The organism is Cellulophaga tyrosinoxydans, from assembly GCF_900176415.1.
In the GTDB taxonomy this organism is placed as follows: domain Bacteria; phylum Bacteroidota; class Bacteroidia; order Flavobacteriales; family Flavobacteriaceae; genus Cellulophaga; species Cellulophaga tyrosinoxydans.
This window is the reverse complement of record NZ_FWXO01000006.1, coordinates 34,475-54,478: the sequence shown is the minus strand read 5'-3', so window position 1 is coordinate 54,478 and position 20,004 is coordinate 34,475. Positions and strand designations below refer to the sequence as shown.

The following is a 20,004-nucleotide window of genomic DNA, read 5'->3' as shown; positions in this document are numbered from 1 at the left end:
TGAAAGGAACTTAGTTGTTATTTAATACCTAATTTAGATTTAAAATGATTAGCAAAAACTAAGATTTTAAATATGAAAATATTAGACACTACTAGATTAACATTAAGAGAATTTATTCTTACTGATACAAATTTTATTTTGGATTTAGTTAATGCTCCTAATTGGTTAAAATTTATTGGAAACCGAGGCATTAAAACCAATAAAGAGGCTGAAGAATATTTACTTACTGGCCCTTTAAAGAGTTATGCTACTCATGGATATGGGTTGTGGTTGGTTGCTCTGAAAAATACGAATATCCCAATTGGAATGTGTGGATTTTTAAAAAGAGATTATTTGAAAAATCCTGACATTGGTTTTGCTATTTTGCCTGATTATGAAGGATTAGGATATACCTATGAAGCCGCCATAGCCGCTATACACTATGGTAAAAACAATTTAAAACTAAATCCAATTCTTGGCATTACCACAGAAGACAACTATAAATCGAGAAACTTATTGGAAAAAATAGGTTTATCTGAAGTCGATACGATAAAATTAGAACCAGACCAAAAAGAATTATTAGTATTTTCTACGGAAGTTGCCGAATGAAATTGAGCTATAGCTTGGCCACAAAACTCTTTGCCATAGTAAACTCTTTCATTATATCGGCTATAATCATAGCAGCAGGTTTTATTTCATGAATAATTGCTGAAACTTGTCCAATTTCCAATTCTCCTTCCTCCATGTCGCCTTCAAACATACCGTGTTTTGCTCTTGCTCTACCAAGCAATATTTTTAATTCTTCGGCAGTAGCGCCTTTTTGATAAAGCGCTTGAATATCATTATAGAATTTGTTCTTTATTAATCGTACAGGAGCTAATTCTTTTAACGTTAGTTGCGTATCTCCCTCACTAATTTCTACAATTTTATTTTTAAAAGATTGATGGGACGATGCTTCATCACTTGCTACAAATCTGCTTCCAACTTGCACGCCATCAGCTCCCAAAACCATAACAGCTAACATAGCACTACCAGTAGCAATACCTCCTGCGGCGATTAATGGAATTTTAATATGTTCTTTTACGGCAGGTATTAAGGTTAATGTTGTTGTTTCATCTCTCCCATTATGTCCGCCAGCCTCAAAACCTTCTGCTACTATAGCATCTACTCCAGCTTCTTGTGCCTTAAGTGCAAATTTTAAACTGCTTACCACATGCACAACAGTAATATTTTTATCTTTTAAATAGGCTGTCCATGTTTTTGGGTTACCAGCGGAAGTAAAAACAATTTTAACGCCAAGTGTTACAATAATATCCATTAATTTATCTAGATCAGGATATAGCATAGGAACATTCACTGCAAATGGCTTATTTGTAGCTTGTTGGCATTTTAAAATATGCTCTCGAAGCACCTCAGGATACATAGAGCCAGCACCAATAATTCCCAAGCCACCAGCATTAGAAACAGCAGATGCCAATCGCCATCCACTAGCCCATATCATTCCTCCTTGAATAATTGGATATTTTATATTAAAAAGCGATGTAATTCTATTTGTCATATTATGATATAACCCCGGAGCCAATTAACTCATCATTTAAATGCCAAGCAACAAATTGCCCTTCGGTAATTGCGGATTGTTTTTCCTTAAAATCAACATACATACCACCTTCAATTTTATATAACGTTGCTTCTTGCAATTCTTGACGATATCGAATTCGTGCTTTTACTTGCATAGATTCATCATTTTGCAATGCCAAATCTGGTCGCACCCAATGCAATTCATCATCGGTTATGAATAATGTTCTACGGTACAAACCTGGATGATTTTTCCCTTGTCCGGTATAAATCACATTTTCGTTTACATCTGTTTCTATAACAAACAAAGGTTCTTTGGTACCGCCAACATCTAATCCTTTGCGTTGTCCTTTGGTAAAGTAATGCGCTCCTTGATGCTCACCAACCACTTTACCATCTTGTAAATGATAAACTGGTTTTTGAGAATTATATGCTAACTCCTCTGTAATTGTAGAAAATTCTGAAACTCTATTCTCATACTGACTAATCCCTGCAGGAACTTCCACAATAAGCCCTTTTTTTGGCTTTAGTTTTTGCTGTAAAAATTCTGGTAAGCGCACTTTGCCAATAAAACATAACCCTTGTGAGTCTTTTTTGTCGGCCGTAATAAGTTCATTTTTAGCAGCAATTTCTCTAACTTCTGGCTTTAATAATTCACCTATTGGAAATAATGTTTTAGCTAATTGTTCTTGTGATAACTGGCACAAAAAGTAAGATTGATCTTTATTAGGATCCTTTCCTGATAAAAGCTGATACGTTTCGGTACCATCTTCATTAGTAATAATTCCTTTTCTACAATAATGACCTGTTGCCACATAATCAGCACCCAATTGCATAGCAATTTTCATGAACACATCGAATTTTATTTCGCGATTACAGAGTACGTCTGGATTAGGCGTTCTACCTTTTTCGTACTCGGCAAACATATAATCAACAATACGTTCTTTATATTCAACGCTTAAATCTACCGTTTGAAAAGGAATCCCCAATTTATCTGCAACAATCATAGCATCATTGCTATCCTCTAACCACGGACATTCATCGGATATGGTTACCGAATCATCATGCCAATTTTTCATAAAAAGACCTATCACTTCATAACCTTCCTCTTTAAGAAGATAAGCTGCGACACTAGAATCCACCCCTCCTGATAGTCCTACTACTACTTTTTTCATTATTTAATTTAATAAGATTACAAAAATACAAAATTTGATAGTCAAAAATTAAGTCGCGACTTAATCCATAAAATTGCCTTTCATTTTACTAATCATATGTTAAAAAAACATCCTAAAAACCCTGTTATTATTCTTTTTTTGTTAAACTTTTACTAAAAAACATTAAACAAACGCAACCATTCAAAGATATAAGTATCTTCACATTGTTTAACCTTTATCTCTAAACATTAAACAATTTATTAACTTAATAACTAAAACGATGAAAAAATTAGTAAAAATTAAAAGTGTTTTCCTAAGTATTCTCTTTTTATCATTTGCAATTTCTTGTGACAAGGATGATGATAAAATGCCAGAAATGTCTCAAAACATAGTTCAAACGGCACAAGCAACTGACGCTTTGAGTAGTTTAGTTGCTGCTTTATTAAAAGCAGACGAAGGTACCAGTGCAAATTTAGTTGGTACTTTAAGTGGCAATGGTCCATTTACTGTATTTGCGCCAACCAATGATGCCTTCACAAATTTATTAGCTAGTTTAGAAGGATATGATTCTTTAGATGACTTTAATACCCCAGAAAAAAAAGAGTTACTAGCCACTATACTTACCTATCATGTTGTAGCAGGTGCTGCAGTAAAATCTACAGATTTAAGTAACGGTCAAGAAGTAACTACTGTGCAAGGTGAAAAATTAACAATCTCTTTGACAGGTGGAAACGTATTTGTTCAAGATGTTACAGAGGCTGATGCCAAAGTTGTTATCGCAGATGTAGAAGCTAGTAATGGTGTTGTACATGTAGTAGATAAAGTGTTAATACCTGAAGCAGCCTTAACGCAATTAGAAGAGATTGCTGCTGCCGAAAGATCTTTAGTAGATGTAGTAGTAAGCACTGATGCATTATCTATTTTAGAAGCAGCAGTTATCAAAGCTGATTTAGCAGCTACTTTAAGTGGTGCTGGACCATTTACCGTTTTCGCTCCAACCAACGATGCCTTTGTTGCTTTGTTAAATGCACTAGGTGATGATTATAACAGCCTAGATGATTTCGATACCGAAGCTGAAATCAACCTTTTAAGAAATATTCTTTTATACCATGTAATTCCGGCAAACGTACTAGCTGCTGATTTAGCTGCTGGAAATGTAGGGACTGCCCTTACTGATAACAGTATTGAGGTAATTGCTTCAGGAAATACCTTTGTAATTGGTGATGCCTCTACAACAAATGCCAATATTACTGGAACTGATATTTTAGCTTCAAATGGTGTGGCACATACTATTGATAAAGTTTTATTACCACAAGAAGCAATTGATTTTGTTACTGCTTTAAACAATGGTACTTTAGTAAATATAGTAGTTAACACAGATCCATTATCAATTTTAGAAGCAGCAGTTATCAAAACTGGTTTAGTAGACACTTTAAATGGTGCTGGACCATTTACCGTATTTGCTCCTACCAATGATGCTTTTGTTGCATTGTTAAATGCTCTTGGAGATGATTATAATAGCTTAGATGATTTTAATACTACTGCAGAAATTGATCTTTTAAGAAACATACTTTTATATCATGTAATTCCTGCCAACGTATTTGCTGCAGATTTAGCTGCTGGAAATGTAGGGACTGCGCTAGCTGATAATAGCATTGAAGTTATCGCTTCAGGAAATACTTTTGTAATTGGTGATGCCTCTTCAACTAATGCTAACATTACTGGAACTGATATATTAGCAACCAATGGTGTTGCCCATACTATTGATAAAGTATTATTACCACAAGAAGCAATAGATTTTGTTACTGCTTTAAACAATGGTACTTTAGTGAATATAGTGGTAAATACGGATGCTTTATCTATACTAGAAGCTGCGGTGATTAAAGCTGGTTTAGTAGATACATTAAATGGTGCTGGACCATTCACCGTTTTTGCGCCTACAAATGACGCTTTTGTAGCATTCCTTAACTTTTTAGGAGGAGATTTCCCAACCTTAGGTTTAGATGCTTTTAATACCACTGCAGAAATAGATGCACTAAGAAACATATTATTATATCATGTAATTACAAGTGAAGTTAAAGCTGGCGACTTAAGTGCTGGTAGTGTAGCCACTGCTTTTGCTCAAAACTCTATAACTATAGTAGCTTCTGGCAACACATTTGTAGTTAGAGATACCACCACTGGCAATACAGATGCGGGTATAACTGGAACTGATATTTTAGCAACTAATGGTGTTGCACACACTATTAATCAAGTTTTAGTCCCTGCTTCAGTATTAAGTGCTTTGGGTCATTAAAAACATACCAACAATTTAAAAAAAGCTGCATTAGAATTCTAATGCAGCTTTTTTTTATTTAAGACAAACGCAAGAAGTAATTATTGAACATCAAGAATGTATTATTTAATATACAATATTCGAGCCTTTACAACTAATATTTTAAAAAACCCTACATATGCCGCATTTTTGACATCCCAAAACTTACCAAACTAACCCAACTAAAAAGCTCCTAAGCAAGATTTATAAAAATCATAGCAAAGGAGCTTTTTATATTTTGAATTATTCTCTTACTTCTTAGAATTCTTTTGAGCTTCAGCTTGCTCCATCATCTCTCTCATCTTGCGCTGAAATTTGTTTTCCTTTTTAGGTTTCAATTTATTTTCTTGAATCTGAGCATGTATTTTGGCGTCATCTAAAATAAAATTCTTAATTGCTAACATTATAAAAATGGTAATTAAGTTAGAGATAAAATAATACAAACTCAATCCACTTGCATAACCATTAAAAAAGACCAACATCATCACTGGGGATAAGTACATGATAAACTTCATGTTTGGCATTCCAGGTTGCTGTGTCATATTCTGCCCGGTGGTCATCATCATATAAAAGAATATAGCAATCGATGCCAATATTGGGAACAAACTAACATGATCACCATAAAATGGAATTGTAAATGGTAATTGTGCTATGGTGTCATAAGAAGATAAATCATCCGCCCATAAGAACGATTTTTGACGTAGTGCAAATGAGGTTGGGAAAAAGCTAAAAAGCGCATAGAAAATTGGCATTTGAATTAATGCAGGTATACATCCACTTAAAGGACTTACCCCCGCTTTATTATTCAATTTCATGGTTTCTTGCTGTCTCTTCATTGCATTGTCCTTGTACTTTTCATTAATCTCAGCAATTTCAGGCTTTAACACCTTCATTTTAGCTTGAGATAAGTATGATTTATACGTAACTGGCGACATGGCTAAACGAACCAAAATAGTCATAACAATAATAGCTATACCTGCTGGTAGCATTGAACTTAAGAATGTAAAAACTGGAGTGAAGAAATACCTATTTATCCATCCAAAAATACCCCATCCAAAAGGTATGGAATCTTCTAAACCAAGCTTTTCGTATTTGGCCAATACTTTAACATCTGTAGGCCCGTAATACCAATCAAAATTATAGGCAAGTTCTCCACCTTCTAATTTTAAAGGAATTTCAGAAGCACTATAATCTTTCATATACTCTTGAGTATGACTCTCCTCTTTTACTAAATTTTTTGATGACAAACGAGCTGTATCAAAATGAGTATCTGTAGCAAGTATTGAACTAAAGAAATGCTGCCTAAATGAAATCCATTTTAAATCTGTTTCAGTTTCTTCATCATCATCGCTAGAATCTGATAATTTGCTAATTTTTCCGTCTTCATGATTATAGGTTAAACGAGAATACCTATTTTCATATTGAATACTTTTAGAGTGACGAATAGCTTTTAATTTCCAATCTAAATGAACAGGTTTAGAACTATTTATTACCCCATTTAAACCTTGCGATTTAATAGCGAAATCTACCATGTAATCATCTGGCTTTATTTCATAACGATATTCTAAATATTGATTATTAGAAACTTTGGCCTTCATGGAAAGTACAGAGCTATTTCCATTTTTAGTTAGTGATGGCTCAAAAAATAAATCTTTGGTATTTAAAACGCGATTATCAGATGTAGAAAAATTAAGCCCAAAAGAGGAATTACCGTCTTTTACTAAATATACTGGAACAGAATCATAAGTTTTAAACTTTTTTAAAAGTACCTCAACAATCTGCCCTCCTTTATTGCTCACTTTTAAAGAAACTAGATTATTTTCTAGCACTGTTGTAGCTTCGTTAGCTTGAGTAAAACCAAAAGCGCCTAACGTACTTTTATAATTGGCAAGAGCTGTAGAATCTTGTAAATTTAATGTAGCGGGTGTTACTACTTTCTCTTCAACTACTTTATTTTCTTTTGCCTTAGCATCAATTTGCCCTTGTTCTGCTTTTTTAGCTGCTATTTCTTCTGGTGTAGGTTGGTTCTGCCAAAACATAAAAAGCAGAATTCCAAAAATTAATACAAATCCAATTATCGTATTAACATCTAATTTTTTTTCTTCCATTTAAACTATTATAAATATCCTCGCATGTATTTGCTTGTAAACGGTTGCAAATATAGCCCCAATTCTACATTTTATGTCAAACTGACATATATTCTTATTTTTTTTGCTCCAATGCTGCTTTTACAAAACCTACAAATAATGGATGTGGGTTTAATACCGTACTCTTGTATTCTGGATGGTATTGCACGCCTATAAACCATGGGTGTGCTGGAATCTCTACAATTTCAACAAGACCTGTTTCTTTGTTTATTCCTGAAGCAACCATTCCAGCCTTTTCTATCTGTTCTTTATACTCGTTATTAAACTCGTATCTATGTCTGTGGCGTTCTGAAATTTCTTTAGCACCATGGTACACCTTACTTACTAAGCTGCCTTTTTTAAGTTCACAATCCCAACTTCCTAATCGCATTGTACCTCCTTTGTTGGTAATGTTTTTTTGAGCCTCCATTAAATTAATTACTGGATGCTCTGTACTTTCATGCATTTCAGTTGAAGTAGCATCTGTAAAACCCAATACATTTCTAGAAAATTCAATAACCGCCATTTGCATCCCTAAACATATACCCAAAAAAGGAATGTTATTTTCTCTAGCAAATTGTACCGCTTTTATTTTACCCTCTATTCCTCTTTCTCCAAAACCTGGAGCAACTAAAATTCCGTTTAAACCTTTTAATTTTGTTTCGAAATTTTTCTCGTTTATATGTTCAGAATGTATAGAACGTACATTTACTTTTACTTCATTTACAGCTCCTGCATGTATAAAAGATTCTAAAATAGATTTATATGAATCTTGTAATTCTACATATTTACCTACTAAACCTATAGTAACTTCATGCTTTGGATTTTTATGTTTATTTAAAAACTGATTCCATTGCTCTAAATTAGGTTTTGTAGTATCTGGCAACGCCAAACGCTGTAAAGTAACTGTGTCTAAGCCTTCTTGTTGCATTAATATAGGCACATCATAAATGGTTGATGCATCAATAGATTGTATTACGGCTTCTCTTTTTACATTACAGAATAAGGCAAGTTTGTGTTTTATCTCATCAGAAATTTCATGTTCGGTTCTACAAACTAAAATATCTGCTTTTATTCCACTCTCCATTAATGTTTTAACAGAATGTTGCGTTGGTTTAGTTTTAAGTTCGCCAGCAGCAGAAAGATAAGGCACAAGGGTTAAGTGAATAACTATACCGTTATTATCACCAAGCTCCCAAAGTAATTGACGCACCGCTTCTATGTATGGCAACGATTCTATATCTCCGACCGTTCCACCTATTTCGGTGATAACAATATCGTAATCACCGCTTTTACCTAATATTTGAATGCGGTCTTTAATTTCATTTGTAATATGCGGCACTACTTGAACAGTTTTGCCTAAAAACTCTCCCCTACGCTCTTTTTCTATAACACTTTGGTATATTCTACCTGTAGTTACATTATTGGCTTGTGAGGTTGTAGAATTCAAAAAACGTTCGTAGTGACCAAGATCTAAATCGGTTTCTGCTCCATCATCGGTTACGTAACATTCTCCATGCTCGTAAGGATTTAAAGTTCCTGGATCTACATTTATATAAGGATCTAATTTTTGGATGGTAGTTCTATACCCTCTTGCTTGCAATAATTTTGCTAAAGAGGCGGCAATAATACCTTTACCTAATGAAGAAGTAACCCCACCGGTTACGAAAATATATTTTGTCTGTGACATGAAGCGTTAGGTTGAATTCTTAACGCAAGCAAAAATACAAATTGAATCTAGATTAATGGACTATTGTTTAGGAAAATCTTTTTGAATCTTTCTTATGAGTCCTTCTAGTCCATTTATTTTAATCTCGGTCATTGCTCTCAGTAATTCCCCAAGCTTTCCTTCTGGAAATCCCTTTTGCTGAAACCAAATTAAATAAGGCTCTGGTAGCTCCACTAAAAAACGTCCTTTGTACTTCCCAAAAGGCATACGATAATGGGCAAGCTCTATTAATTTTTTAGTATCTGGCTGAATTTGCATAATTTATGTAGTTCTTGAGCTATAATAGTAGCTGTCTGTAAAAATATTCATTCTAAAAGTAATAGTACCTAGAATTAATAGTAAATTTAGATACAAAGCACGTATAAAGCTTTAACACATCATCGCTTTATTAAACGTAAACATTACATTTATTTATCAAAATATTTTATATTTGAACTATAGTAAATAGCAATCATCATGAAAAGAAGAGATTTTATTGGAACAACTGCAGCTGGCACTTTAGGCATTATATCATGTAACGCTGTAAACACTAAAGAATCGACTATGGCAAAAGACTTTGAGTTAAAAAATAATATTAACCATAGTGTTTGCCATTGGTGCTTTAATAGTATACTCTTAGAAGATTTTCTTATTAAAATGAATGAGCTTGGTATTAAAGCAGTTGACCTAATGGGGCCAAAAGAATGGCCTTTGCTTAAAAAATACAATATACATAGCGCCATGTGCAATGGGGCCGAAATAAGCCTAACGGAGGGTTGGAATGACCCAAAATATCATGATGTTTTAATAAAAAATTATAGCGAAATGATCCCCAAGGTTGCCGAAGCAGGTTACACCAATTTAATTTGTTTTAGTGGAAATCGCCGCGGAATGAACGATCAAGTAGGTTTGCAAAATTGTATAGACGGACTTTCAAAAATTATGCCTTTGGCAGAAAAGCACGGTGTTGTACTACAAATGGAACTTTTCAATAGAATTAACCATCCTGATTATATGTGTGATACTTCTGCTTGGGGAATTGAGCTATGCAAAGGTTTAGGATCTGAAAATTTTAAATTGCTATATGACATTTACCACATGCAAATTCAAGAAGGAGATATCATCAGAAGTATTCAAAACAACCACCAATATTTTGGCCACTACCACACAGCAGGTGTACCAGGCAGACATGAAATAGATGAAAGCCAAGAATTATACTACCCTGCAATTATGCGCGCTATTTTAGCAACTGGATACAAAGGTTATGTTGCTCAAGAGTTTATTCCCGAAAGAGAAGACAAAATAGAATCTCTTAAACAAGGGTTTTTAATTTGCGATGTTTAAATCAGGATTATTCTAGCAATTTTTTCACTTTTAATTCCCAAGCTAGTTGTGCTTCTCTATTACGAGAGAAATTAGTCTCTGAGTCATACAAATTTTGAAAATCATTTAATTCACTATTTATAGTGTTATAGATTTGCTTGACTTCATTCTTAACATTATTCGAAAATTTTTTCGCTTTTAAAAGCTTTATGAATTTTCGTGCATATACTTCGGTTATATCAAAATGTAATTGTTCGTGCCCAAGAATAACTGTATCGCATACTTCTGGTCTATACCACGATTTGCTTGGGTAAAAATGTGAACTCACCGTAAAATCTATGTCTACTACTTGATTATTTTTCTTTGTTGTAGAAAATTCATAGGTTAAGCCACTAGCTGTAACTGCTGCAGCTCTAGTATTTTCAGGAGCACCCTTAAAATCTTTCCATGTAAGTTTTCTTGATTTATACCAAAGAATTACTTCTTCGTTTTGAAAGGGTACGTTCAAAACAAAGACAAAACAAAAAATAAAAAGTGTTTTTATAAATCCCAATTATACGTAATTACCTTTTCTATATCCGGATGTAAACTATAGTGAACAGGACAGGTATTGGCAGTATGCACTAATATTTTTCTGTCCTTTTCTGAAACTCCAGAAGGAAGATGCAAATTCACTTCAATTTTCGATATTCTTCTAGGGTTGGCTGCCATATGTTTTGTAACCTCAGCAGTTGAATTTTTAAGATCTATATTCAAGCCATTAGCTTTAATCCCCATCATGGTCAACATGCAACTAGCCAAGCCTGTTGCAACGGTATCAGTAGGAGAAAAAGCTTGACCTAAACCATTATTATCAACAGGAGCATCGGTCGTGAAAGTTGCACCGGAAGCCATATGCTCACAACTATTTCTTAATCCACCAGTGTAAATTACTTTTGACGTCATTCTAATTAATTAGCTTGTTTAATCCACATATTATCATATGCCATTATATAGCAAGCAGTGTTAAAATAACCAGCAGCCCCTTTACGTGTATAATTAAATTTATTTGCGCTGTATTTAGTTTCAGTGACAAACTTTGAAGCTTCAAATAAATTTTGTTTATAAGCCAGTTTCAACAAAAGATCATAAGTAATATCAAATCCACGATAAGCTGACTTGTCTGGAGATTTTCCTCCAAACATTTTTTTATAATTCGCTTCAAAAGAATCATTCTTCTCCTCTCCTTCTACAGACGGATATGTAAATGATAAGTTAGACAAATGGGTGTTATTTATTTTTTTATCATCAAAAGCTTTTCCCTTATTGGTAGTAAACAATCTTATTTTAATTTTTTGAGTTGCCGATGCATTAAGCACAGAAACAACACTATTAATGGTGTTAAATTGATCCGCCTCTAAAAACACCCAATTCTCTTGAGTTGAAGACAATAAAGAAATGATTTTATCTTTCATTGCATATTTCTCTACCAACTGTAAAGATTTGGCTTTTGGAAATTCTTCAAGTATTAATTGCTTAATAGCTTTGTGTTCATCATCTGCAATTACCACTATATTCTCTGTAGTACGTTTTTCTTTTACAAAATTAATAATGGCATCTTTTAAAATATCATCTGATGGCACAGAATAGAATACATTATTTAAGCTAATATCACTTTTTGTTGGCAATGGTGCTATAACAGGAATTTGATATTGAGCCATTCTAGTGGCAACTTCTTGTAATGATTGTGAATCTAAAGGCCCTATAATAGCGTCAACTTTTTTAAGCTCTGGTTTTAATAATAATTCTTTTGTACGCTCTAAACTTTTCTCGGTATCTAAAACCGAAACATTAACTTTTAATCCTAGTTTTTTAATAGAATCTAATGCAACCAAAGCGCCGCTATACAACCCTAAACTCCAATTAGAATCTTTTCTATTATCTATTAATTCCGCTGCATTGGCTTTATTATTAACATCAATCAAATCTAATCTAAAAGGTAGCATTAGCACTATATTTGGTTGATTGTTTGTGTTTACCAATTCTGCCAAATTAATGTTTTCAATAACCAAAGAATTTTTTACTTCAAAATCTCCAGTGCTATTTTTAGGCAACTTTAAAACCATTCCAGCTTTAAAACCAGATTGAAGCTCAGGATTATATTTTAATAATTCTTTGTAAGAAAGTCCTAATTTTCTAGTTAATCCGTATTCTGCTTCTCCTGGTTTAACTTCATAAAAAATAAAATTCTCCGTATTTACAACTGTCGTATCTGCCTTTTTTTGAGGTATTCTAATCACCATTCCTTCTTTAAGACCGCCTGTCTTAAGTTCAGGGTTTAGTGCTTTTAATTCTTCTTCGGTAGCACCAAATTCTCTTTCCAATGCCAAATACCCTTTTTTTGGAGGCACGGTATAAGACACATATAATTGCGTAGTTTGATTTTGTGTTGTACTACCCGGTAATTTCGGTAATCGTAATTTTTGACCTGCAGCAAGTGAGGTATCATTTGGCGACAAATCCGGATTTAAAACCAATAAGCTATCCATACTTATTCCATATTTATTAACGATGGACCATCTGGTTTCTTTTGGTTGTACCGTATACATTTCAAAATTATCACTATTTAGAGGATTCTCTTCTGGCTTAATTTTACGGTATTTAGGAATCTTTAAAGTCATTCCCTTTTTTAGCTGTACGGAATAGAGTTCTTTATTATAACGCTTTATCTCTTCTTGAGTAACGTTGAATTTTTCCGCCAATCTAAATAAGTTATCCTTTCTTTTTACACTATAGGTTGTAAAACCTATAGGTTCTTGTTGAACTAAAACTAGTTGTTCTCCATTAGCAGTGCTTGTTTTTTTAACCACCACTTCGTTTGTATCAGCCGCCTTAGCATCAAGAGGAATCACAAGAATTGTATTCGGTTTTAATTCATCAGCACTTTTAATTTCTTTATTAAGATTTAAAATACTTTGTGGAGTAACCTTATATTGTCTAGAAATACTTTGCAAAGTTTCTCCTTTTTTAACCGCATGGGTTGTGAATTTTTGAGCAAATGCAGAAATACTAAACAACAGTATAAAAATGGTTGTTAGACAGTATTTAATAATAGGTTTTTTCATTTAATTATATTTTCGCTTAATAAAGAGCAATTTAAAAAGATACGTATTTTACTATTATTCCCATTCAATAGTTGCCGGTGGTTTAGAACTAATATCATAAACTACCCTGTTTACCCCACGAACTTTGTTAATTATATCATTAGATACTTTTTGCAAAAACTCATAAGGTAAATTTACCCAGTCTGCAGTCATACCATCGGTACTTTCAACAGCACGTAAAGCTACACATTTTTCATAAGTTCTTTCATCGCCCATTACGCCTACACTATTTACGGGTAAAAGCATTGCTCCAGCCTGCCAAACCTTATCATAAAGCCCAGCATCTTTTAATCCGTTTATAAAAATTGCATCTACTTCTTGTAGAATTGCCACTTTTTCTCTTGTAATATCACCTAATATTCTAATAGCTAAACCAGGTCCTGGAAATGGATGTCTTCCTAACAACAATGGATCAAGACCCATACTTGCCCCCACTCTACGAACCTCATCTTTAAAAAGCATTCGTAAAGGCTCCACAACACTCAATTTCATAAAATCTGGCAATCCACCCACATTATGATGACTTTTTATTGTTGCCGATGGTCCACCTGTTGCTGAAACAGACTCAATTACATCTGGATAAATGGTTCCTTGTGCTAACCATTTAGCATCTTCTACCAAGTGCGATTCATCATCAAAAACTTCAATAAAAACGCGGCCAATAATTTTACGTTTTTTCTCTGGGTCGCTTTCCCCTTCTAATTCATCCAAAAAACGTGCCGAAGCATCAACTCCTTTCACATTAAGCCCCATTCCCTCGTATTGTTTTAAAACACTTGGGAATTCATCTTTACGCAACAAGCCATTATTTACAAAAATACAATGCAAATTTTTCCCTATTGCTTTATGTAATAACATAGCCGCAACGGATGAATCTACACCGCCTGAAAGGCCTAATATTACTTTATCTGTTCCAATCTTTTCTTTTAACTGCGCTACTGTTGTTTCCACAAAAGAATCTGGAGTCCAAGTTTGCGCAACTCCCGCTATATGTACTAGAAAATTCTCTAGTAACTGTTTCCCATCAGTAGAATGATAAACTTCTGGATGAAACTGAATGGCATAAGTATCTTCGCCTTCTAATTTATACGCTGCGTTCTTAACATCGTTAGTACTCGCTAATAATGTGGCATTCGTTGGAAGATCTTTAATCGTATCTGAATGACTCATCCAAACCTGACTTCCTGTTGAAACATTTTCGAAGAAAGGTTCATTAGTCTTTATAAACGATAAATTAGCTCTACCATATTCCCTTGTGTTTGATGGTGCTACATTACCTCCTTGAAAATGCGCCAAATATTGTGCACCATAACAAACCGCTAATAAAGGTTTTTTTCCTTGAATTTGAGATAAATCTGGATGCGGAGCATCTTCTCCCCTTACCGAATAAGGAGAACCTGAAAGAACCACTGCTTTATAGGTTGATAAATCTTCTGGAAGTTTATTGTAAGGTTTAATCTCACAAAAAATATTAAGTTCTCTAACTCTTCTAGCTATGAGTTGCGTATACTGAGAACCAAAATCTAAAATCAGGACATTATTTTGCATCCGCAAAAATAGTAAAATGAAAATTTTAAGAAAGTTAATTAAAAGATATTTATTAGCTATTTAATGAACTTATTTAAAATGTGAGTATTTAAAACAAATAGATGTAAATTTAGTTAGTAAATTACCCAACAATTATAGACCAACATCGCAACACCTGCCAAAATCATACAATTAATGATGAATCCTTATATACAAGAAATAGAAACAGAATTTAAACTTGCGCTCCAGGAAAGAGATCATCCTTTAAAATTTTGTGTTTTGGCCACCGAAGGTTTAAACAATGCGCCCCAATCCAGGTTAATTGTTTTAAGAGAAATGACTTCCGATTTTAAGTTCACTTTTTTTACTGATGAACGATCTGGTAAAGTTGCTCAAATAAAAAACAACCCTAAAGTATGTTTGTTATTTTACCACCCTATTAAAAAAATACAGTTAAAAGTTGAAGGGATAGCAGCTATTGTAGAAGATAAAGGCATTCTTGAGAAAAAATGGTCCAGCCTAAGTACAGTTTCACAAAAAAATTACACTACAGATCAAGCGCCTGGAAGCAAATTAGTAGAAAACAAGGATATAGAATATCTTAAAAATAAAAATTACTTCTGCATATTAGAAGTGCAAGCCCAAGTAGTGGAATACCTTAAACTAAGAGAAGTAAACCATTTTAAAGTGCAATTCCATAAAGATATAAATGGCTGGGTAAGTGAATTTTTAGTTCCTTAAATTATTTCATGGTCTCTAAAATTGCAACAATATCATCATCTGTTGTATCAGGATTGATAAAACAAAATCGCGCTACTGTTTCAAAATCAGTCCCTTTTTTCCACTTTGTTGGTGTTACTAGAGCAAAGCCTTTACGGTGGTTTTCATAGGTCCAATTTCTATAATCATCAGGTGTCCATCCTATTCGCCTAAAAATAACACATGATAAACTAGGTTCCCTTACTAATTCTACATGAGTATTAGTGGTGATTAGCTCTCCAGCCTTATTCGCTAAAGTTATACCACGCTCTACCGCCCACTTATATTTATCAACTCCGTGCATAGCTAATGAAAACCACAAAGGCAAACCTCTTAATCTTCTTGTTAATTGTATCTGATAATCCGATGGATTGAAACCATGCGCACCTTCATCTTTGAAAATTTCTAAGTAAGATCCTTCTTGAGAATGTGCCGCTTTTGCTATTTCAGGATTTTTATATAAAACTGCGCCACAATCATATGGAGAGAACAACCATTTATGTGGATCTATAGTAATACTATTGGCCTTTTCAATTCCTTTAAATAAGTGACGTACAGAGTCTGCTAAAAGAGCACCACCGCCATACGCTGCATCTACATGAAACCACAAGTTTTCTTTCTCGCAAAAAGTTGCTACTCCTTCTAAATCATCAATAATACCGGCATTAGTAGTACCTGCAGTTGCAACAACAGCAAAAATTCTTTGCTTTTGGTCTTCTGGCAAGTTCGCATATATCGCTTCCAAGTCGGTTCTATTCATTCTTTCTTCCGAAGGCACCAATAGAATTTCTGCATCCATAACATTGGCCATTGCTTTTACAGAAGAATGCGCACCAATAGAGGCAATTATAATTCCCTTTTTATTATTATTTTCTTTATTTTGTCTCCACTGTCCTCTTGCCGCAACCAAAGCTGATAGATTTGCTGCAGTACCTCCGCTCGTAAAAACTCCAAAGGATCCTTTGGGCATTCCGGTGATAGAAACTAACCAATGCATTGCTTCATTTTCACAAAAAATACCTCCTGCGCCTTCCATCCAATACGCTCCATGAATACTGGATGCGGAAGTCACCAAATCAAACATAATTGCTGCTCTTGTAGGTGATGCAGGAACAAAAGCCAAATGCCTTGGATGATCAATTGGGACAGTGGCTTTTACCAAAACATCACGAAATAACTGAAACGCCTTTTCTCCACCAATACCCTCAGAGGTAATTGTTTCGCCTACTAATGCTTTCAGCTCTTCCTCTTTTTTAGGCTGACCTAGTTCAGGTGAAGTCTTTGTAATACGATTTATCACATATTTCATGACATCGAGTGTCATTTCCACTAATTCTATATCGATATTATGCATAAAGGAATGAGTATTAATTATTGGCTTTTATCGTCTCTGATAAAATATATCATTTGTTTGCGTCTTCCAAAATCTACAAGGCTATCCAGTACTTTAACATCACCTAAACCATCCTTACCAATAAGCACTTTAATAGCACTATTCTTATTTGGCAAAAATTCTGGTAACGAAAAATCATCCGCTGCATAAACCGGCACTCTTGAATTTAAAAGTTTTACATTCCCAGCATAGGTAACGTTTGGTAGCACCCAATCTTCATTAGCGTATTTTGAATTTAAAACATCTGAAATTGGTTGAAATCCGAAATGAACATCTGAAGGGATTTTTAGTAATTTTTCTATTGGCGTACGAATAGCTTGTGCAAAAAGGATAAAAAGAAATAAATAAAATCCTTTGGTCTCCCATTTTTTTATGGCTCCAAAAGTTATAGATTTCAATAAAAGTGGCAAGAAAGGTAGTAATAAGGGTAAAAACCAACGCTCCTCGGTCTTTTGAACATTCATAAAAATAAAAAATAACGCAATTACGGCCAACTGGGCAAACATGGTTTTAGCTAACCAATCGTATCTCGAAGAATTAAAACTTACTTTTTTAAATAATTTAAACACTAGAAAAATTACGAAAATTGGCAAGACAACTTTCACCAAGGTTAAAAGCATTGTAAATATTGTCGACAGTACAGGTATACCTGTTTTCTCCTGTCCCATTGTCTTTAATTCTACACTAGCCCTGAGCGCCGAAAGAAATTCTTGGTTACTTAGCAATTGATAAAAATGTGGTGTTACTAGCAAACCCGTGATAAGAATTGAAATAATAATATTCTTATTCCATATAATCTTGCGCAATTTTTCATCAATAAAACTTACCAATGCTATAGCTCCTAGTACCAGTACATAATTGTATTTGGCTAGTACACCAAAGGCTACAACTACTCCTAATAACACATAATTACGTATTGTTTTTTTTGCAATTAAATTTTGCAAAAGCATATAGGTTAATACAACAGCTAAACATAGTAGTGAAGTATGGGACAATCGGCGAAAAGTGAAATCTATAAATACAGGAATAATCGCCAATGAAAAAATTACCAAATTAGCCTTAGTTACTTCGTTCAAATACGTTTCGCTAAATTTATATAAGACTACTATTATGGATGCAAATATAATAGCTCTTAATAATGAAAAAGAAACAACGCTAATTCCAAAAACACTATTAATACCATATTGCAGCCATGTGTATAATGGAGGTTGATCATCATAAACAAAACGAAACCATTGCGAAAAATAGGCTTGCTCAGCATCCTCCAATTCCATTGCGCTTTTCATTAGGCTTATTGCTATAATGCCAATAAAACTAACCAAGGCAAGAAAATAACTTTTCTTTTGTAAAATGCTCTTTAGCTGCATAAACTAATTTTTCAAAACTAAAACTTCGAAATTTTTAGTCAAAGGCTCTAAGTTTGCTACTAACGTAGGAATTAAATTTTGACCATATTCCAAATAAAATTGAGAAAAATTTTGTTGCCTTTCTTGTAACGATTTATTTGGGAAGAGCTCATTTTGAATTTCAGTAATACGAATCACATGATCTTTTAATTTTCGCTTTTGGGCTTTTAAAAGTCTTTTTTCTAAAGCATCTAATCCCTTTAATTGTTTTACTTCTTGCGCTTTTACCGCTCCTAAAAAAGATTTATCTGTTTGTTCTGCTATGGAATATAAATACTGAAACTGTTCTTCTAGTTGCTTTTTCTGTGGTGAAAAATCTATATCAATATTAGAGATAGCTCTAATTTTTTTATTGATAAACGTGTTTTGTTTCAAAAATAAATCTGCTATGGTCAAATCTAATTTTTCTACTTTTTCTCTTTGCTTCTCAGTAACTAACAATACTGAATTACGCAATAGCAGCATTGGAAATGGCACCTCAACAGCATTAAAATAGGCTTTAAGTTCTAGCCAATAAGCAATTTCTCCGCCGCCACCAATATAACACAGGTTAGGCAAAATTACTTCTTGATACAAAGGCCTACACACTACATTTGGAGAAAAACGTTCTGGATGCTTTTCCAATTCTGTTAGTATTTCGCTCTTAGTAAAACTTAAGACAGTATCATTAATATAAAATGTGCCTTTTTTCTCTATAATGCGTTCTCTAATTCCATCAATCAAATAAAAATAATTTATTTCACGAGGATTTACCTGAACACTATAGTTTTCTGGTAATTGGTTTAATTTTTCAAGACTAGCAGAAACATTTTTAAATGATGTATTATCAAAAAGATCGGACTTGACATAAGGCACAAGCAATTGTTTTAAATCTGCATCGTCACCATCTACAATTACTAGTCCGTAATCTTTAAACAATTCATTAGCCAAATACCTTGTAGCTTCGGTTAAATTATTATGCTTTAAATACGCCTCGGCAAATAATTCTACTAAATATTTGGCGTTGGTAGAACTCCCTAATTCCGATGATAATGTATCGCATACTGCCTCAAGACCATTGGTATCTAGCTTACCAACAGCACCAGATACTTTTTTATTCCACTGTAATTTTTTACCGTTAAGGTTAAAATAATTTATTTCCTCAAAATCATGATCTTCTGTAGCCATCCAATATACTGGCACAAAAGTATTTTCAGGGTATTTCTCTTTTAATTTCTTAGCTAAATTTATTGTAGCAATAATTTTATGTAAAAAATATAATGGTCCAGTAAATAAGTTAAGTTGGTGCCCCGTAACAATAGTAAAAGCATTTTCATCTAATAAAGAATCAATATTGCTTTTGGTTAGCTCACTGGCAGTAGTGTTTTTGTATTGGTGTTTTAGTGCTGCAACCAATACGTTCCTGTGAGATTTAGGAAAATTATCTTTTTTCTCCTTAATCTGATCTTTAAAATTTTCAAAAGTTGGAAAACGATTATAAAAGGACTTTAGTCCTTCTTTTTCTTCTAGATAATCTACAATTAATTTCGAAAAATAACCTGTTTGCTTGAAGGGAATACCATCAATCTTCATAATAACATTTAAAAATGGTTGTAAA

At 33.6% G+C, this 20,004-nt stretch carries 16 protein-coding genes; 4 read left to right on the top strand and 12 right to left on the bottom strand.

The genetic code is table 11. From position 1 onward, the window contains the following. Positions 1-72: 72 nt before the first annotated feature. A complete protein-coding gene (locus B8963_RS14360; RefSeq protein WP_084062764.1) occupies positions 73-588 on the top strand; it encodes a GNAT family N-acetyltransferase in 516 nt (171 codons plus the stop codon). A 7-nt stretch (positions 589-595) separates the two neighbouring features. On the opposite strand, the gene B8963_RS14355 is transcribed toward B8963_RS14360, so the two are convergent. Both B8963_RS14355 and mnmA read right to left on the bottom strand, forming a co-directional pair. Continuing rightward, positions 596-1,537 (bottom strand): NAD(P)H-dependent flavin oxidoreductase, encoded by a 942-nt coding sequence (locus B8963_RS14355; protein WP_084062762.1) that lies wholly within the window; start codon positions 1,535-1,537, stop codon positions 596-598. A 1-nt stretch (position 1,538) separates the two neighbouring features. Continuing rightward, on the bottom strand, positions 1,539-2,729 hold the full coding sequence (mnmA, locus tag B8963_RS14350) for a tRNA 2-thiouridine(34) synthase MnmA (protein ID WP_084062759.1): 1,191 nt from the start codon (positions 2,727-2,729) through the stop codon (positions 1,539-1,541). A gap of 259 nt (positions 2,730-2,988) precedes the next feature. On the opposite strand from mnmA, the gene B8963_RS16210 reads away from it, so the two are divergent. Then, positions 2,989-5,004 carry a fasciclin domain-containing protein gene (locus tag B8963_RS16210; RefSeq protein WP_084062757.1) on the top strand — a complete coding sequence of 672 codons (2,016 nt, stop codon included), beginning with the start codon at positions 2,989-2,991 and terminating at the stop codon, positions 5,002-5,004. A gap of 269 nt (positions 5,005-5,273) precedes the next feature. On the opposite strand, the gene yidC is transcribed toward B8963_RS16210, so the two are convergent. The 3 genes from yidC to B8963_RS14330 all read right to left on the bottom strand — a co-directional run bounded on the left by yidC (position 5,274) and on the right by B8963_RS14330 (position 9,135). After that, positions 5,274-7,130 (bottom strand): membrane protein insertase YidC, encoded by a 1,857-nt coding sequence (gene yidC / locus B8963_RS14340; RefSeq protein ID WP_084062754.1) that lies wholly within the window; start codon positions 7,128-7,130, stop codon positions 5,274-5,276. 94 nt (positions 7,131-7,224) lie between these two features. Next, a complete protein-coding gene (locus B8963_RS14335; protein ID WP_084062752.1) occupies positions 7,225-8,838 on the bottom strand; it encodes a CTP synthase in 1,614 nt (537 codons plus the stop codon). Between the two features lie 60 nt (positions 8,839-8,898). Continuing rightward, positions 8,899-9,135: a DUF3820 family protein gene (locus B8963_RS14330; protein ID WP_084062750.1), complete on the bottom strand. Its 237-nt coding sequence runs from the start codon at positions 9,133-9,135 to the stop codon at positions 8,899-8,901. Positions 9,136-9,333: 198 nt separating this feature from the next. On the opposite strand from B8963_RS14330, the gene B8963_RS14325 reads away from it, so the two are divergent. Next, positions 9,334-10,200, top strand: coding sequence for a hydroxypyruvate isomerase family protein (locus tag B8963_RS14325; protein ID WP_084062747.1), 867 nt, complete (start codon positions 9,334-9,336; stop codon positions 10,198-10,200). A 7-nt stretch (positions 10,201-10,207) separates the two neighbouring features. Here B8963_RS14325 and B8963_RS14320 read toward each other — a convergent pair whose 3' ends face one another. Genes B8963_RS14320 through guaA form a run of 4 tightly spaced genes read right to left on the bottom strand, consistent with a single transcriptional unit; the run spans position 10,208 to position 14,870 of the window. After that, the gene (locus tag B8963_RS14320; protein WP_234989678.1) at positions 10,208-10,687 is read right to left on the bottom strand and encodes a DUF922 domain-containing protein; all 480 of its coding nucleotides are present in this window, start codon (positions 10,685-10,687) and stop codon (positions 10,208-10,210) included. A gap of 32 nt (positions 10,688-10,719) precedes the next feature. Next, complete coding sequence (locus tag B8963_RS14315; protein ID WP_084062741.1) at positions 10,720-11,124, bottom strand: OsmC family protein; 405 nt, start codon at positions 11,122-11,124, stop codon at positions 10,720-10,722. Positions 11,125-11,129: 5 nt separating this feature from the next. Then, a complete protein-coding gene (locus B8963_RS14310; protein WP_084062738.1) occupies positions 11,130-13,283 on the bottom strand; it encodes a LysM peptidoglycan-binding domain-containing protein in 2,154 nt (717 codons plus the stop codon). Positions 13,284-13,337: 54 nt separating this feature from the next. Next, positions 13,338-14,870, bottom strand: a complete 1,533-nt coding sequence (guaA, locus tag B8963_RS14305; RefSeq protein ID WP_084062735.1) for a glutamine-hydrolyzing GMP synthase — start codon at positions 14,868-14,870, stop codon at positions 13,338-13,340. A gap of 174 nt (positions 14,871-15,044) precedes the next feature. Here guaA and B8963_RS14300 point away from each other — a divergent pair, with 174 nt between their 5' ends. Continuing rightward, a complete protein-coding gene (locus B8963_RS14300; protein ID WP_084062732.1) occupies positions 15,045-15,590 on the top strand; it encodes a pyridoxamine 5'-phosphate oxidase family protein in 546 nt (181 codons plus the stop codon). A 1-nt stretch (position 15,591) separates the two neighbouring features. On the opposite strand, the gene B8963_RS14295 is transcribed toward B8963_RS14300, so the two are convergent. Genes B8963_RS14295 through bshC form a run of 3 tightly spaced genes read right to left on the bottom strand, consistent with a single transcriptional unit; the run spans position 15,592 to position 19,979 of the window. Beyond that, positions 15,592-16,962: a pyridoxal phosphate-dependent decarboxylase family protein gene (locus tag B8963_RS14295; RefSeq protein ID WP_084062729.1), complete on the bottom strand. Its 1,371-nt coding sequence runs from the start codon at positions 16,960-16,962 to the stop codon at positions 15,592-15,594. A 17-nt stretch (positions 16,963-16,979) separates the two neighbouring features. Further along, entirely contained in the window at positions 16,980-18,368 is a 1,389-nt protein-coding gene (locus B8963_RS14290) for an ArnT family glycosyltransferase (protein WP_084062726.1), read from the bottom strand. A gap of 3 nt (positions 18,369-18,371) precedes the next feature. Further along, on the bottom strand, positions 18,372-19,979 hold the full coding sequence (bshC, locus tag B8963_RS14285; RefSeq protein WP_084062724.1) for a bacillithiol biosynthesis cysteine-adding enzyme BshC: 1,608 nt from the start codon (positions 19,977-19,979) through the stop codon (positions 18,372-18,374). Positions 19,980-20,004: the final 25 nt, after the last annotated feature.

Bases quoted from the DNA above. Each gene is read 5' to 3' on its own strand.
- B8963_RS14360 (WP_084062764.1), top strand. From the start codon at position 73: ATGAAAATATTAGACACTACTAGATTAACATTAAGAGAATTTATTCTT.
- B8963_RS14355 (WP_084062762.1), bottom strand. From the start codon at position 1,537: ATGACAAATAGAATTACATCGCTTTTTAATATAAAATATCCAATTATT.
- mnmA (WP_084062759.1), bottom strand. From the start codon at position 2,729: ATGAAAAAAGTAGTAGTAGGACTATCAGGAGGGGTGGATTCTAGTGTC.
- B8963_RS16210 (WP_084062757.1), top strand. From the start codon at position 2,989: ATGAAAAAATTAGTAAAAATTAAAAGTGTTTTCCTAAGTATTCTCTTT.
- yidC (WP_084062754.1), bottom strand. From the start codon at position 7,130: ATGGAAGAAAAAAAATTAGATGTTAATACGATAATTGGATTTGTATTA.
- B8963_RS14335 (WP_084062752.1), bottom strand. From the start codon at position 8,838: ATGTCACAGACAAAATATATTTTCGTAACCGGTGGGGTTACTTCTTCA.
- B8963_RS14330 (WP_084062750.1), bottom strand. From the start codon at position 9,135: ATGCAAATTCAGCCAGATACTAAAAAATTAATAGAGCTTGCCCATTAT.
- B8963_RS14325 (WP_084062747.1), top strand. From the start codon at position 9,334: ATGAAAAGAAGAGATTTTATTGGAACAACTGCAGCTGGCACTTTAGGC.
- B8963_RS14315 (WP_084062741.1), bottom strand. From the start codon at position 11,124: ATGACGTCAAAAGTAATTTACACTGGTGGATTAAGAAATAGTTGTGAG.
- B8963_RS14310 (WP_084062738.1), bottom strand. From the start codon at position 13,283: ATGAAAAAACCTATTATTAAATACTGTCTAACAACCATTTTTATACTG.
- guaA (WP_084062735.1), bottom strand. From the start codon at position 14,870: ATGCAAAATAATGTCCTGATTTTAGATTTTGGTTCTCAGTATACGCAA.
- B8963_RS14300 (WP_084062732.1), top strand. From the start codon at position 15,045: ATGATGAATCCTTATATACAAGAAATAGAAACAGAATTTAAACTTGCG.
- B8963_RS14295 (WP_084062729.1), bottom strand. From the start codon at position 16,962: ATGCATAATATCGATATAGAATTAGTGGAAATGACACTCGATGTCATG.
- B8963_RS14290 (WP_084062726.1), bottom strand. From the start codon at position 18,368: ATGCAGCTAAAGAGCATTTTACAAAAGAAAAGTTATTTTCTTGCCTTG.
- bshC (WP_084062724.1), bottom strand. From the start codon at position 19,979: ATGAAGATTGATGGTATTCCCTTCAAGCAAACAGGTTATTTTTCGAAA.